This is a genomic window from Streptomyces sp. NPDC060198 (assembly GCF_042728415.1).
In the GTDB taxonomy this organism is placed as follows: Bacteria; Actinomycetota; Actinomycetes; order Streptomycetales; family Streptomycetaceae; genus Streptomyces.
In genome coordinates, this window is record NZ_JBHWZJ010000004.1 from 1 (window position 1) to 14,946 (window position 14,946).

A 14,946-nucleotide genomic window follows, 5' to 3' on the forward strand; every position below is an offset into this window, starting at 1 on the left:
CCGCAGCTTGCTGCGGGGCCCTTCGACGTTGGTGATCCAGGGTGGTCAGCCCCAGGGCCGGGTTAGCCGGTGAATCGCGCACAGCCCGTGCGACTCGGGCAGGTCAGGTAGCGACGAGACGGCTGATGAAGCCCTCACGGACGAGGGATTCGTACGCTCCGTGCACGTCCTGCGGAAACCTCTTGTTCGATGGCGAATCCGAGCCTCGGATACTCGATGACCCCCCGCTGGAGGTCGCCGACGAGCATGTTTAGAACGAGCTTCTCGTCGCCGACGGACTTCACGTAGTCGTCGTGCTCCAGTGGCTCCGACGTGCAGAGGATCTCGACGCCGGGCCACAGCTTGCGGGCGGTCGCGAACGACCGCCGTTCCATGTGGGGCTCGGAGACCAGCAGCACCTTGGCCGGGGTGATGCCGGCGGCAGCGAGGACCTCACGGGAAAGGGTGATGTTCTGCCCGGTGTTACCGGCCTTCGGTTCCAGCAGGATCACCTCGGCGGGGACGCCCAGACCGAGGGCGTGCTCGCGGTAGTGGACGGCCTCACCGCGCGGGAAGACCTGGGCGGTGGTGGGGCTGTTGCCACCGGTGAAGACCAGGGTCGGAAACTGCCCGGCGCGGTACAGCTCGGCGGAGTGGGTGGCGACGCCGAGTCGTGACTGCCCAGGGCGATCGCCACGTCGACGGGGCGCAGCTGGTGATGCATCCGGTGGTAGTCCCAGATCGGCGCGGCCCGGCGCCGCTGGTCCTCGGTGAGGGCCTGCTGGTCGTCGCTCACGCGTCTCTCCCTGGTCGACGCCGCCGGGGGACGGTCAGCCCCTCGATCGTGGCCCGGCTCAGGCCGCTGCCGTCAGCAGGCGGGCGGCGTCGGGGGACGGGAGGGGGAAGGTGTGGGCGCAGTCCCGCAGGAGCGGGGGGATCGCGAGGTGGGCGGGGCTCGGTTCGTCGGCCAGGTTGTGGTCGAGGAGGGTGTCGAAGAGGCACTCCACGGCCGAGGGGGCGAGACCGGTGGCGGCGCAGGCCTGCGCGATGTCGTGGACGGCGGCCGGGAGCAGCGCGAGCGTCCGCGTGAACTCCTGAGCCTCGTCAGAGAGTTGTCCGTAGGAGAGGGCCAGGACGGACATCAGGTCGCGGTCCGCCGTGCGCAGGAACGCGGTACGGCCAGCGCTGGTGCCCAGGCGTGCCGTCACGTCCGGCACGGTCCACGAAGGGCGGTCCCGCAGGCGGGTCGCCGCGATGCGCAGGGCCAGCGGGTGGTGCCCGCACAGAGCGACCGTCCGGTCGAGGGCCGAGCCGGCGCAGGCGTCGCCCGCTATGCGGCGGAACAGGGCCTCCGCCTCCGCCGGGGCCAGCGCACCCAAGGGCAGCGACAGGGCGCCGTCCGTCGCGGTCAGCTTGCGGCGTGTGGTGATCAGGGCGAGCGTGTCGCCCGTGCCGGGCAGCAGGGGGTCCACCTGTGCCGCGTCGGCCGCGTTGTCGAGGACGAGCAGGGCGCGGCGGCCCGCGAGACGGGAGCGCCAGATGGCGCTGCGCTCGGCGAGGCCGTCCGGGAGACCACCGGGCGCGGCGCCGTCGGAGCGGAGCAGCACCCCGAGCGCCTCCTCGGGGGTGAGCGGTGCGCGCGCCGGGCTGAAGCCGTGCAGGTCGACGTAGAACTGGCCGTCCGGGTGGCCCGTGGTGCGGCGGTGCGCGAAGTGGACGGCGAGCGCCGTCTTGCCGATGCCGCCCATGCCGTCGATCACGACCGTGCGGGGAGAACCGGCGCTCTGCCCGTCGACGGCCCGTTCGAGCAGCGCCAGTTCGGTGGCACGGCCGGTGAAGTCGGGCAGGTCACGCGGGAGGTAGTTCTCCTGGCCGGGGCGGACGGTGGCGGCGCGGCCGGTCGTGGGATGGCCGGTCGTGGGATGGCCGGTCGTGGGGTGGGCGGTCGTGGTGCGGAGGGTGGCGGGCCGGCCGGCCGCAGGTGCCTGGAGCTGCACCCGTGGGGCGTCCGCGAGGATCTCGGCGTGCAGGCGGCGCAGTCGTGGACCGGGTTCCAGGCCCAGCTCGTCGGCGAGCAGCCGGCGGCCCTCGTCGTAGACGGCGAGCGCGTCGGCCTGCCGGCCGCTCCGGTACAGCGCGAGCATCAGGCTGCCGCGCAGGGCGTCGCGCAGCGGGTGCCTGGCGGCCAGGGCGAACAGTTCGGCGACCAGCGAGCCGGTCTCACCGGACGCGAGTCGGAGATCCATCAACTCTTCGATGGCGGTGAGCCGTTGCTCGTCGAGTCCGGCCGCTACGGCGGTCACCGCCGGGCAGTCGATGCCGGCGAAGGCATCGCCGCGCCACAGGTCGACCGCAGCCTGCAGCAGCCGCGTCGCCTCGGCGTCGCGGCCCTCCCGACGGGCGGCGCGGGCGGCACGGACCCCGTCGGTGAAGCGGTGCGCGTCCACCGCGTCGGCGGCCACGTCGAGGCGGTAGCCGACGTCCACCGTGATGAGTCCGGCCCCTTCGGAGCCGGCCAGCGCGGCACGCAGATCGCGGATCGCGTTGTGCACCTGGTGGCGGGCGGAGGCGGGCGGGTCCTGCCACAGCTCGTCCACCAAGGCGTCCATGGAGACCGCGTAGCGCGCGTTCAGCAGCAGCAGAGCCAGAAGCCGGCGGCGGCGCATGCCGCGGAGCCGGACCGGCACCCCCGACTCACGCACTTCCACCGGTCCCAGAACCAGGAAATCCATGTCCCGCACCCCCGACGTTCCGCATCGTGCAGCGTGATTGCGACAGTCAGGACGCTAGGCGCGCGGGCTCTCCGTATTCAACGCGAGTACTCCCCAAGACACATGGCGTACCTCAAAAGACACACGACGGAACCACGAATTCCCGCCTTACGTTCCCCCCATGACACAGGCCCTTACGCCTCGCCTCTCCCCCTCGTCCCCCTCCGCCATCACCGCGTTCGACACCCCGTGGCCCTCCCTCGTCTCGACGGCCCGCACCGTGCGACTGTGCCTGCGGGAGGCACGTCCGCTGGTACAGGTGATGTTCGTCCTGCGGTTCGTCACCGGTGCACTGCTGACGGCGTCTGCCGCGCACCACCGGCCCGACGCCCCGCACCTGTTGATCGGCACGGCCGCCTGGTGGGCGGCGACGGTGAGCGTCTACGTCTTCAACGGGGTGAGCGACCTGCGCGAGGACCGGGCCAATCGGTCCCAAAGACCCTTGGCCAGTGGTCGGTTGACCGAGGCGGCGGCCCGGCGGGCCGTGGTGGTGACCGCACTGGCCGGGCTGCTGCTCAGCTGCGCGGCGGGGTGGCGGGTGGTCGAGGCCACCGCCGTCTTCCTCGCCCTGGGATACGCCTACTCCGCGCCGCGGATCGCCGCCAAGTGCCGCTCCTGGTCGGCCTCCGGGGTCACCTGCGCCGCCGCGGGAACCACCTACATCGCCGGAGTCGCCTCCTCGGGCAGCGAACTCACCGCCGAGGCAGCCGTCTTCGCCCTGGTGCTCTCGCTCGGAGTGGGGCTGATCGCGGCCGTCGCCAAGGACCTGGGCAGCACCCGGGGAGACGCACTCGCGGGCCGGCGCACCCTGGCCGTCATCCGCGGCGATCGCAGCGCCCGGCGCTTCTGCGCCGCTTCCGGTGGGGCGTTGACCCTGGTCCTCACGGCCGGAGCCCTGTGGGTGCACGAACTGCCGCTCGACGCGGCCGCCGCCGCGTTCGCCGTGGGCGCCGTGTGCGTGGCAGGGCGCTGCCTGCCGCCCCGGATGAGGAGGGGCACAGCAGGAGAGGTCAACGTACGTGGCCCGTACCGGAGTTGGATGGCCACACAGTATGCCGTCCACCTGGCCGCGCTGGCCGCGCTGGCCTTGGCCTGAGCCTCTTGCCCCCTTTTGGGAACTCGCCTTCTGATCGTGAGCCCCATACTATGATCGCGCCGGACGGGGGATTGTGGGGAGTCGTGCCGTCCTGGCCCTGACGACTCCTCATATCGAGGGGGCGCACCGTGGAACTCTCCGCCGACCCGGCGACCGACCGGTCCTGTCTGATCGATTCCGCCGTGGCCCGCTACGCCGACGGTCTGCGACAGGCCGCCAATCCGCTGGTCCTGCGTCCGGAACTCTGGATCTCCTGCGAGAGACAGGCCCGGCAGATCCTCGACGAGTGCATCGCCACTCTGCACGGCACGGCCGTCCAGGTGGCGGCGGAGGCCGAACTGACCTCGATGGCACTCGGTGTGCAGCGCTCCTTCGAGAAGGTCTCGCCGATCGACTCGGTGCACGCGGCCCGCGTGCTGTTCGACGTGGCGGTCGAGACGATGACCGAGGCCGCCACCCAACTCCCCGCCGAGGTCGCGCTCTCCCGGTTCCTGACCGCCGTACGCATGCTGCACAAGGGCATCTTCGCGCGGGTCAGCGCCGCCGCCATCGGCTACGAGTCGACGACCCTGCACAACGTCGGTCAGGCCAGCACCGCCCGCCGCCACCAGCTGGCCCGCGATCTGCACGACCACATCGGGAGCAGCATCAGCCTGGCGCTGCGCTGTCTCGACCTCTACACCATGGAACAGGCGAAGGGGATCGCCTCCACCCGCGACCGGCTCCAGGACGCCCGGCAGGCGCTGCGCGACGTGTTCAGCTTCACCCGCACGATGGTCAGCGGACTGCGCGTCAACGAACTGCACGACGGTCTGAAGGAGGAGATCGACGCCTACAGCGCCGCCGCCTCCGACCGGCCGGCCGAAGTCGACTCCCGTATCGACGGCGACGAGTCCTGGCTGCCCGAACAGACCCGCCAGGAGCTGTTCCTCGTGGTGCGCGAAGCCCTGCGCAACGCCTTCGCGCACGCCAGGGCCAACCACATCGACATCCTCGTCAGCGTCTTCCCGGACGCCGCGCACGCCACCGTCACCGACGACGGGGTCGGGCTGCCGAACCCGCGCGACGGTGACGGCACCGGCCTGACCGCCATGCGGCAGCGGGTGGCGGCCCTCGGAGGGACGCTGGAGCTGATCAGCCAGCCCGGCCAGGGGACGCGCGTCCAGCTCCGCATCCCGCTGGACGGCACCGGGGCGGGCGACCGATGAGCGCGGGAGCGGAGACCGCGGGGGACATCCGCGTGCTGGCCGTGGACGACCACCGGCTTCTGCGCGAGGCACTGTGCGAACTCCTGGAGATGTACGAGGGGCTGACGGTGGTCGCGCAGGCCGACGACGGGCCGAGCGGCGTACGGATGGCGGGCCTGCACCGGCCGGACCTCGTGCTTCTCGACGTGGAGATGCCGGGGCCCGGCCCGCTCGCCAACCTGCGGGGGATCCGCCAGGCGGCGCCCGAGGCGCGGATCATCATGCTGACGATGCACGACAACCGCCAGCTCATCGACTCGCTGCTGTCCGCGGGAGCCGTGGGCTACCTCCACAAGGAGGCCGACCGGGACGTCCTGGTCGCCGCCATACGCAGCGCGATGGCGGGCGGCAGGACGATGTACCTGCCGCGCACGCCGAGCGGCTCGGGACCCGAGCGCGAGCCGACGTCCGCCGACACCCTCACCCTCCGCGAGCGGGAGCTGATGGAGCTGGTCGCGCAAGGACTGAGCAACCGGCAGATCGGAACCCGCCTGGGGATCACGGAGGGCACCGTCAAGCGCCATCTGCGGAACATCTTCGACAAGCTCGGCGCGACCTCCCGGCTGGACGCGGTCAACCGGGTCCAGCCGCTGCGCCGTTACTGAGCCGCTGCGGCCCGTGCCGCCTTCTCCCGGCGATCCGCGATCAGCAGCGCGACGGCCGGGGCGAGGGTGAGCGCGTACACGGCGAGCAGCAGGCCGAAGGAATCGGCGAACGCGGCCGGTACGAGCCCGTGATGCGACCGCGCGGCCCGGTCCAGGACGATCGTGACCACGGCGAGGGCGAAGGTGCCGCCGATCCGCTGGACCAGGTTGAGCTGCGTGGAGGCGTCCGGGATGGAGCGCGGCTCGACCGACTCGAAGGCGCGGGTCATGGCCGGCACGATGGTCAGGCCCGTGCCCAGGCCCCGGACCGCGATCGCCGCGCACAGCAGCACGTACGACGTGCTGGACGACAGCGCGGTCAGCGGCACGGTCGCGAGCATGGTGAGGACGATCCCGATCACGACGGTGGTACCGCCGCCGATCTTCTTCATGATCGGGCGGCAGGCGAGGCCCGCGACGACGACTCCGGTGCCGCCGGCCGACATCAGCAGCCCCGTGGTGACGGCGCTCTCGCCGCGGGCCGACTCGAAGTACAGCGGGATCAGCATCATGGGGGAGAAGAGGACGAAGCCGAGGCAGAAGATGTTGATCGCGGCCGTGCGGTAGACGCGGTGCGCGAACAGGCGCAGGTCCAGCAGCGGTGCGGCGGTGCGCAGTTGGTGACGCACGAAGACGACGCCGCTCGCCAGGCCCACCACCAGCGGGACCAGGGAGGCGGGGCTGGCGGACAGGCCCGTCTCGGAGAAGGCGTGTACGGCGAGGACCACACCGACCGTGCAGGCGGCGGCGGTCAGCAGGCCGAGCACGTCGAGCGGGCGGCCACCGCCGGGGACGGCGGGGGCGTCCTTGCGGACGCGGCGCAGCGCTACCACCAGCAGCACCGCGCACAGCGGGATGTTGACGGCGTAGACCGCCCACCAGTCCCAGGCGTTGACCAGGAGGCCGCCGACGGTGGGGCCGAGCAGCGGGCTGATCAGCATGACGCTGCCGTTCAACGCCTGGACCTGGCCCAGGCGTTCGCGCGGCATGCCGCTGGTGAGCAGGATGGTGGCGACGGGGACCAGCACGCCCGCTGCGGCACCGGACAGGGCCCGCGCGGCGATCAGTTCGGCGAGTGTCGTGCTGAAGGCGCAGGCCGCGGAGCCGATCCCGAACACGGCGACGGAGGCGATGAAGGTGCGGCGGGTACCGAAGCGGGAGGCCAGCCAGCCCGCGGCCGGCATCAGGGCGACCAGGGCCAACAGGTAGGCGGTGACGACCCATTGGACCTGGGTGATGGCGCCGAAGCGGGCAGAGGTGTCGGCCAGCGAGACGTTGACGATGGTGGTGTCGAGCTGGGCGACGAAGGCGCCGCCCACGGCCACGGCGATGGTGAGGATCGCGGTGCGGGTGGCCGCCGCGGCCGAGGGGTCGCGGCCCTCCGCGGGGCCTCGGTCCGTAGCGGGAGCCGCGTCGGCTCCGGCAGCCGCGTCGGCCCCGGGAGCCCCGGGAGCCCCGGGAGCCCCGGGAGCCTCGGGAGCGGCGTCGGCCTCGGGAGCCGGCTCCGCCGGTCCGGCGTGCGTCGCCGGGGAACGGTCCGCCGGGGGCGTCGGGTCCGCCACGGGTGCGGGCTCCGCCACGGGGGTCGGGTCCGCCGCGGGCGCCGGGGGCTCGGTTCTCTGGTCCAGGGACATACGAGGTCGTCCTTCGGGTGGATGGTGGACCGGACCTCGGGTCCGGTCGGGGCTGGGGCTGAGGCAGGGGCTGGGGCTGGGCTGAGGCTGGGGCTGGGCTGAGGCTGGGGCTGGAGCTGGGGCTTTCGTGATCGGGTGGGGTCGCCGTGGCCGTATCGCTCGCGGCGGCCCGGCAGGCGGTGTGTCTCAGGTCGGGGAGGAGGGTGGCCGCGTCGAGGGTCGGCGCGCCGGCCGGGGCGGGACGGCCCGCCGGGTCCGGGGCGCCGTGCCAGGTCCGGGGCGCCGTGCCTGGGCGGGATGGCCCGCCGGGTCCGGGGCGCCGTGCCGGGGCGGGGTCGCCCGCCGGGTCCGGGGCGCCGGCTCAGGCGGAGCTCAGGGCCTCGGCGATGTCGTCCAGGAGCGCTTCGGCCTTCTCCCGGGCGCCCGGCCGGTCGCGGCAGGCCAGGGTCAGTTCGGTGCTGTCGCCCACGCGGCAGGCGCTCAGGAACATCTCGGCGTACGGGACCAGCATCGGCAGGGTGCAGAAGGAGTCGGCGCGGAAGTCCGGGGTCGAGAAGGCCCGCGGGTCGACCTCGCCGTGGTCGGAGATGATCGCCGTGCAGGGGAAGCTGTTGCCGTCGAACGCGCGCGCCTCGCTCAGGTTGTTGGCGAACGGGTTGTCGCGCAGGAAGTCACGGTCGAGGACGGCGACCTCGGTCTTGGCGATCAGGGCGCGGACCAGCGTGGAGTGGACGCGTTTCCAGGCGTCGTCGCGGCGCAGGTCGAGGACGAGCTGCGAGGTCAGGTTCGCGGTGGAGCGCGTCGTGGTGTCGTGGCGGCGCAGGTCCACCGGGACGATCAGGCGGCCGGTGTCCGTGGTGAGGTGGCGGGAGAGCGCCGCCGCCGCGCGTGCGGTGACCCCGGACGGGGCGGCGGGCACCCGGCGGCTCAGCCACAGGGGCCGCTCGCCCGCGGGCCCCCGGCCGATGATGGCGGGCAGTCCGGTGAGACGGGTGGCCTCGGGGGCCGGGCGGACGTCGCCCGCCGCGGCGCGGAAGTGCGCGTCGTCCACCGTGTCCGGGCATCCGGCCAGGTCCTCGTCGCGCAGGGCCCGGAAGAGGTCCGCGATCCACTGCCGCAGACCTCGCCCGTCGGTGACGATGTGGCTGGCCCGGACGACGAGCCGGGTGGTCCCCCCGTCACGGATCAGGCCCAGTTCGCAGACGGGTCCGGTGACCACCGACAGGTCGCGGTGGAAGAACGGGTGGTCGAGGCCGGTGCCGGCGGGCAGTTCCACGACCTCGGGGGCGGTGCCGTCGGCGCGCCACAGTGCGCCCCGGCGGCGTACCGCGAGGCCGGGACTCGCCTCGGTGGCCGCGCGCGCGGCCCGGCTCAGCGCGACCGCGTCGAGCGTTCCCTCGCCCTCGATCACCATCTGGATGAGCTGGGGGGTGCCGGTCGCGGCGGCGTTGAGGTAGCCCCGTTCGATCGGGGAGATGCGGCGGGTGTACGGCCGCGCGGCGGTGAGGGTCATTCCTCCTCCAGGTGGTGGAAGCGCACCGGGGCCGGTGCGTCGCAGGCGAGGGCGAGGTGCAGGGGCGGTTCGTCCTCGGGCCGCAGGACGACGGAACGCACCTCGTAGGTACCGGTGTTCGTGGGCCGCCAGCCCGGCTGCCACGGAGGCAGCCGGGTTCCGGCGAAGGTCTCCTTCGTCAGGTGCGAGGCCTTGATGAGCGCCTCGCACTCGGCGAAGTCCCTGATCGTGGCCGGCTCCTCACGCCCGAGCAGGTCACCGAGCCAGCGCAGGGCGGCCGGCCGGTCGCGCTCGTCCTGGATGTCCACGCCGATGGCGCGGCCGGCGGGCGCGAAGGCCACGGCGCTGTAGGCGCCGACGTGCGCCACCGAGGCGGACAGTTCCAGGGCGGGCACCGACCAGCGCTTGTGGCCGTCCCGCGCCAGGTCTGCGGCGGTGATCCGGATCCCGTACGTGGTGTCGAGCGCCCCGACGATCAAAGAGCGGCCCGAGGCGGACAGGCGGTGCCCCATCCGGTCACGGGGCAGCCCGCGGTGCCGGGAGACCAGGACGTTGACCGCCTCCCCCACCGCCTCCCCCGGCGCCGACGGCCCGTCGGGCGCCAGCGTGTACCCGGTCCGTCCCGGATCGAGGAGCAGTCCCATCAGGGCGCCCATCACGCCTCCGGGTCGAAGACGGCCGCCGCGTAGCTGCCGCCGTACGCGAAGCTCGACAGGAGGACGGGGCCGGAGGTGCCGGCACCGGTGAGGGCGGCGACCAGGCCGAGGGCGCCGGCGCTGCCGTAGGTCTCGCCGAGCAGGGCCTTGGGGGCGAGGACCGGCCGGTCTTCGAGGCCGGTGTGGCGCAGGGCCGCCCGCTGGGCCAGGTCGACCAGAGGGTGGCCGGACGCGGCCGAGACGACCGTGCCGATCCCCTCCGGGCCGAGGTCCGCCTCGGCGAGCGCGGAGCGCAGGGAGCGCCCCCAGGCCGCGCCGTCCCTGGCGATACGGCCGATACCGGCCGGTTCGCCACTGGCGCCGAAGCCGCGGACCCGCGCCAGGACGTCGGCGCCCCGGTCCCGGGCCGCCTCCCGGCTCTCCAGCAGGATCGCGGCGGCACCCTCGCTGAGGACCGTACCGGTGCGCCCGCCGGGCACGACGTGCGCGGACCGGGCGTAGCCGGGCAGCGCCGCCTGGGTGGCGAGGGCCTGCTCGGGGAACTCGTCGGCGACCACCACCATGATCCGCTCCGCGGCGCCACGGGCGATGACCCGGGCGGCGAGCTGGAGCGCGAGCACGGAGCTGGTGCCGCCGTTGGCGATGGTCGCGGTGTAGCCGCGGAAGCGGTGCAGCATCGCGACGTGGCCGGCGGCGGCGTTGACGACGGTGTTGGCGAACAAGGACGGGTTGGCACCGGTGATGCCCGAGCGCACCACGCCCTCGTGGAAGCGCAGGACCGAGGTCACCGGACCGTACCCGGTGGCGAAGACGATGCCGGTCGACTCCGCCACGTCACGCGACGGCTTGCCGTGGCGTGCGTACAGGTCGTTCACGGCGGACGCGGCGAGCAGGCTCAGCGGGTCCATGCGGCGGGCCCGGCTGGGGTTCGTACCGCGCGACGCGGCCTTGATGTCGACCCGGCCGACCGGCACCCTGCCGATGCCCACGACCTCCTCGAAGGTGTCGAAGCAGGGCCGCCCCTCGGCGAAGGCCGCGGTGATCGCCTCGGTGCCGCCGGCCGTTCCGGCCAGGCCGGCGACGCCGGTGACGATGACCTCCTGGACGGCCTCGCGGCGGGGCGGCCGGGAGCCGGTACGACCGGGCCGGTTGAGGACGACGGAGGCGTTGTTGCCGCCGAACGCGAAGGAGTTCGACACCACCACCTCGGGGCTCGCGTCACGGCCGGTCTCCGGGATGACGTCCAGACCGTACGGAGAGGCGACGCCCCGGGTGTTGATGGTGGGCGGCAGCGTGCCCCGGTCGATGGCCAGGGTGCTCACCACGGCCTCGACCGCGCCGGCCGCACCGAGGGTGTGGCCGAGGATCGACTTGGTGGAGCTGGCCGCCGGTATCTCCAGGCCGAACAGGAGCTTCAGCGCCTTGGGTTCGGAGGCGTCGTTGGCGGGGGTGCCGGTGCCGTGCAGGTTGAGGTAGTCCACGTCGGCGGGGGTGAGGCCCGCCGTGTCGAGGGCCTGTGCCATGGCGGCGCAGGCGCCCTTGCCGCTGGGGTCGGGGGCGGTCTGGTGGTAGCCGTCGCAGGACAGGCCGTATCCGCCCAGCTCCGCGAGGACGCGGGCGCCGCGTCCCTCGGCCCGCTCCACCGACTCCAGGACCATGAATCCGGCGCCCTCGCCGAGGGTGAGTCCGGTGGAGGCGGTGAGCGGCGAGCACGGCTCGGCGTCCAGCGCGCCGAGCGCGCTGAACCCGTAGGCGGACAGCTCCGCCAGCGGGTCGACGCCGCCGCACACGACGTAGTCGACGTCGCCCTTCCACAGCAGCTCGGCGGCGTAGCCGAGGGCGACGGCGCTGGCCGCGCAGGCGTTGGAGAGGACCACGCGCGGGCCGCGCAGATCGAACTCCGCCGCGATGTAGTCACCCACGCAGGGCAGTTGGGAGGCGACGGCCTGCTCGACGTCCAGCCTGCCCTCCAGGACGAAGGTGCGGTGGGTGGCCTCCAGCGTCGGCATGGCGCCGAGGCTGGAGCCCACCACGACGGCCACCCGGTCGCGGTCCACGGCCGAGAGGTCGAGGCCGCTGCCGTGCAGGGCCTCGCGGATCGCGGTGGCCGCGAGCGCGTAGCAGCGGTCCAGGTCGGCGGGCTGCTCGGCGGTGGCCATGCCCGCCCAGTCAGTGAGCAGCTCGGAGGTGTCGAAGAGGGTGTTGGTGCGGATGCCGGTGGTGCCGGCCGCGATCGACGACCAGCTCTTCTCCACGTCGTCACCGGCGCCGGTGATCAGGCCCAGGCCTGTCAGGGCGATGTTCAAAGGTGTCATGACCCGGCCCTTCAGGCGATCTTGATGGTGAGGGAGCGGGCGATGACCCGGGGCAGGGTCGCGGTGCGGACCGGGCGCTCGTCGCCCGCCAGGTCCGCGGCGGTCAGCTCCAGCCCCGGCACCCAGAAGGGGTTGTCGAGCAGGGCCAGGACCAGCTCCTCCTCCGGGTTGGCGGCCGGCGCCTGGTGCAGGACGGTGCCGACCTCCTGACCGGCCGCGGTGACCGGGGTACCGGCCGCGAAGCGGCTGCCGACCGGGGCGACGAGCGCGGTGAGGCGGGCCTCGGACCCGGTCGGCGCGGTCAGCTCGTCGGAGCCGTGGAACTCGCCGGTCCGGCTCCAGTCGATCATCCAGGCCAGGTCGGCCTCGGCGACGCCCAGTGCACCGAACCCGGCGCTGTACACGCCCATCCCGGCCTCGGTCTGCACCCGGGAGAGGCCTTCCTCGCCGATCTCGGCGCCGCCCTTGTCGGCGACGCCCGCGAGCACCGCCTCGTGGGCGGCCTGCGGCGCGTCGGACAGCAGCAGGTAGCCGTACTCCCCGGTGGTGCCGACGCGGGCCAGGTGGGCGGTGGCGCCGGGAACGTCGAGGGTGGACTCGGTGACGCCGTGCAGGGTCAGGCCGGAGATGTCGAAGTCCACGAAGCCGGCCGCGACCGACCAGGCCACGGGCCCCTCGAAGGCGGTGGCGCCCCAGCCGGCGGGGGAGATCTCGACGGTGACGCCGGCGGACGCGTCGAACAGGCCGAGGTAGTCCCCGAGCTCGTCGGCGGTGACGGCGGTGCGCGGCAGCAGCCACGACTCGTCGCCGATCTCGAAGTGCAGCAGGATCGCGAACGGCGTGCCGTCGGCGTTCAGCGCCAGGACCTCACGGACCGAGTCGGGCTCCACGTAGTCGGCCGACTTGGCGAGGAAGCCGTCCAGGAAGGTCAGCCGGTCGTCACCGGTCAGCCTGACCAGCGGGGCGGTGACGCGGTAGGCGCCGACGGCGGTGCGCAGGGTGGCGTAGTCCTCGGTGGCGGTGCGGACGGCCGGGGCGATGGTGGTGGCGGTCATGATCTGTCGTTGCCTTTCGGGTCGGTGATTCAGAAGGAAAGGGGTACGTCGTGTACGGAGAGCAGCCAGGAGCTCTCCCGTGCGGCGGACACACCGCCGACGAGCAGGCCCGACGACGAGGCGCGCAGCACCAGTTCGTCGTGCGGACCGGCGGCGGGGGCGCAGTGCAGCCACCGCCCGTCGGAGAGCCGGACGGCCGCCCGGCGGGCCCACACCTGGCGGAAGTCGCCGGAGCTCAGCTCCCAGCGCTCGCCGTCCGAGTCGAGGACGACGGCCGTCTTCAGCGGCGTCTGCGGGGTGAGCCAGACCACGCTCTCGCGGTCCGTCCCGCCGGCCCGGACGTCGACGCGGATCCCGTCGCCGTCGGCGACGATCTCCCAGTCGAGGCCGGAGTCCGGAGCGTGGAGGCCGAGCGGGTGCTTCTCCTCCCAGGCGCCGGGGGCCGGCACCCCCCAGCCGAGCCCCGCGGCCCGGTCGTGGCGGCTGTTCTCGTGGGTCACCCACAGGCCCGCGGACCAGTGGGGGTTGTAGCCGTAGGAGCGGGTGCGGGGGTAGGGGCTGCGCAGCACCTTGGTGGTGCCCTCCCGCCAGACGGTGACGCCTCCCGCGGCGGCGTGCGCCTCCAGGCGGCGCGTGGTGTCCGCGCCGCTCGGGCGGATGGTGGTGCGCATCCGGGCCACACCGTCCGCGCCGGGTTCCGGGCGGCGCTCCAGGAGCGTGCTGTGGACCAGCCGCAGGGGCCCGTCCACCGGCAGCTGGACGCGTACGTCCCGTCCCCGCCAGGTCAGCTCCGCGCCCTCCGGGACGGTCCGGGAGGCGGCGACGATCTCGGAGGCGTCGCGCACCCCCTGGCCCAGCCCGATCGGGTGGGCCGCTCCGTCGGCGTCGGTGAAGACGCCCTGGCGCAGGCCCACGGTCTGGAAGATCCGGCCGGTCGCGGAGCCGGTGCGGGTGAACTCCTGGAGCAGACTGGTGCCGTCCAGGGTGAAGGTGCCGGTGACCGTGGCGTCGCCGTCCCGCTCGGTGACCCGTACCCCGCCCTCGACGGGCTCCAGGGTGAGGTCGCGGGGCTCGCCCTCGCGCCAGCCGGCCGGGCGGTCGGCCCGGCAGCTCGGCCAGGTCGAGACGAGTACCGGGCCGGGGTGCCCGGCCACCAGGACGCTCAGCGTGCCGTCCTCCCCGTCCACCTCACAGGTGAGGCCCGACTCGGTGAACCGGTACGGCGCCACCCCGCGCGGGGCCCGCACCTCGTACGGAGGCCGGGTGATGCGCAGTGCGCGCTCCGTGCCGTCGGGCTCGACGAGACGGGCCTCGCGCACGGCGCCCCGGTCCACGTCCACGGACGCGTCGATCCGGAACTCGCCGAGCGCCAGGCTGTAGTCGACGGTGCGGACCCCGTCCACCACCCGTACGTCCGAGCGCAGCTCGTCGTCGCGGGACTCGGTGACGGACGCGAAGCTGGTCAGGCTGCCGAGGGCCGCCGTGGCCCGCTCGCCGAGGTCGGCGAGGACGCCGCGTACGACGAGCGGGATGTAGTTGTGCAGTTCGACGTTGCCGTCCTCGCCGGGGACCGCCCGGCCCACCGACACGCAGCCGACGCGCCGGTAGAGCCGGAAGGCCACGGTGTTGGCCGGGTTGACGGTCAGCCGCAGCACGAGGCAGCCGGTGCGCATCATCCACTCGACGGCCTCGGTGAACAGCCGTCCGGTGACCAGGCCGCCCCGGTGGGCGGGGTGGACGAAGAACATGTCCGCGATGAGTTCGCCCGCCCGGCCCGAGCGCCGGCCGGTGTTGTGGAAGAGGCCGAACGTACCCACGAGCCGGTCGTCGTCCTCGGCTACCAGGAACGTCGCCGTCTCCCGCTCGGCCAGCTCGCGGGCGAGTTCGGCGCCGCTGACACCCCCGGCGACCGGGTTGGGGTTGTCGCGGTGGCGGTTGTAGAGCTCCGCGATGGCGTGCGCGTCGCTCTCCTGGTACGGGCGGATCGTGAGGGCCATGACCACACCTCCTTCTGTCGGTCTTGTGGTTGAGAGTCG

Annotated in this window: 10 protein-coding genes and 1 pseudogene; 3 read left to right on the forward strand and 8 right to left on the reverse strand. The window is 73.6% G+C overall.

The features are described 5' to 3' along the window. Window positions 1-103: 103 nt before the first annotated feature. Together ACFWEP_RS01375 and ACFWEP_RS01380 are read right to left on the reverse strand one after the other, a co-directional pair. Window positions 104-775: pseudogene (locus ACFWEP_RS01375) on the reverse strand (YdcF family protein). A gap of 58 nt (window positions 776-833) precedes the next feature. Then, window positions 834-2,711 carry a BTAD domain-containing putative transcriptional regulator gene (locus ACFWEP_RS01380; protein ID WP_387363683.1) on the reverse strand — a complete coding sequence of 626 codons (1,878 nt, stop codon included), beginning with the start codon at window positions 2,709-2,711 and terminating at the stop codon, window positions 834-836. Window positions 2,712-2,871: 160 nt separating this feature from the next. On the opposite strand from ACFWEP_RS01380, the gene ACFWEP_RS01385 reads away from it, so the two are divergent. The 3 genes from ACFWEP_RS01385 (at window position 2,872) to ACFWEP_RS01395 (ending at window position 5,698) form a co-directional block, all read left to right on the forward strand. Continuing rightward, window positions 2,872-3,846, forward strand: a complete 975-nt coding sequence (locus ACFWEP_RS01385) for a UbiA family prenyltransferase (RefSeq protein WP_387363686.1) — start codon at window positions 2,872-2,874, stop codon at window positions 3,844-3,846. Window positions 3,847-3,974: 128 nt separating this feature from the next. Then, complete coding sequence (locus ACFWEP_RS01390; RefSeq protein ID WP_387363689.1) at window positions 3,975-5,054, forward strand: sensor histidine kinase; 1,080 nt, start codon at window positions 3,975-3,977, stop codon at window positions 5,052-5,054. Then, the gene (locus tag ACFWEP_RS01395) at window positions 5,051-5,698 is read left to right on the forward strand and encodes a response regulator (protein ID WP_387363692.1); all 648 of its coding nucleotides are present in this window, start codon (window positions 5,051-5,053) and stop codon (window positions 5,696-5,698) included. The genes ACFWEP_RS01390 and ACFWEP_RS01395 overlap by 4 nt, the downstream gene beginning before the upstream one ends. Here ACFWEP_RS01395 and ACFWEP_RS01400 read toward each other — a convergent pair. The 6 genes from ACFWEP_RS01400 to ACFWEP_RS01425 all read right to left on the reverse strand — a co-directional run bounded on the left by ACFWEP_RS01400 (window position 5,692) and on the right by ACFWEP_RS01425 (window position 14,907). Further along, complete coding sequence (locus tag ACFWEP_RS01400) at window positions 5,692-7,371, reverse strand: DHA2 family efflux MFS transporter permease subunit (protein ID WP_387363694.1); 1,680 nt, start codon at window positions 7,369-7,371, stop codon at window positions 5,692-5,694. The two genes, ACFWEP_RS01395 and ACFWEP_RS01400, sit on opposite strands and share 7 nt — an antisense overlap. Window positions 7,372-7,732: 361 nt before the next feature. Further along, window positions 7,733-8,884 carry a hypothetical protein gene (locus ACFWEP_RS01405; protein ID WP_387363697.1) on the reverse strand — a complete coding sequence of 384 codons (1,152 nt, stop codon included), beginning with the start codon at window positions 8,882-8,884 and terminating at the stop codon, window positions 7,733-7,735. Then, entirely contained in the window at window positions 8,881-9,540 is a 660-nt protein-coding gene (locus ACFWEP_RS01410; RefSeq protein WP_387363700.1) for a hypothetical protein, read from the reverse strand. Before ACFWEP_RS01410 ends, ACFWEP_RS01405 begins: the two co-directional genes overlap by 4 nt. Further along, the gene (locus ACFWEP_RS01415; RefSeq protein ID WP_387363703.1) at window positions 9,540-11,855 is read right to left on the reverse strand and encodes a beta-ketoacyl synthase N-terminal-like domain-containing protein; all 2,316 of its coding nucleotides are present in this window, start codon (window positions 11,853-11,855) and stop codon (window positions 9,540-9,542) included. The genes ACFWEP_RS01410 and ACFWEP_RS01415 overlap by 1 nt, the downstream gene beginning before the upstream one ends. An 11-nt stretch (window positions 11,856-11,866) precedes the next feature. Next, on the reverse strand, window positions 11,867-12,910 hold the full coding sequence (locus ACFWEP_RS01420) for an aminomethyl transferase family protein (RefSeq protein ID WP_387363706.1): 1,044 nt from the start codon (window positions 12,908-12,910) through the stop codon (window positions 11,867-11,869). 29 nt (window positions 12,911-12,939) lie between these two features. Continuing rightward, a complete protein-coding gene (locus tag ACFWEP_RS01425) occupies window positions 12,940-14,907 on the reverse strand; it encodes a GNAT family N-acetyltransferase (protein WP_387363709.1) in 1,968 nt (655 codons plus the stop codon). Window positions 14,908-14,946 lie beyond the last annotated feature (39 nt).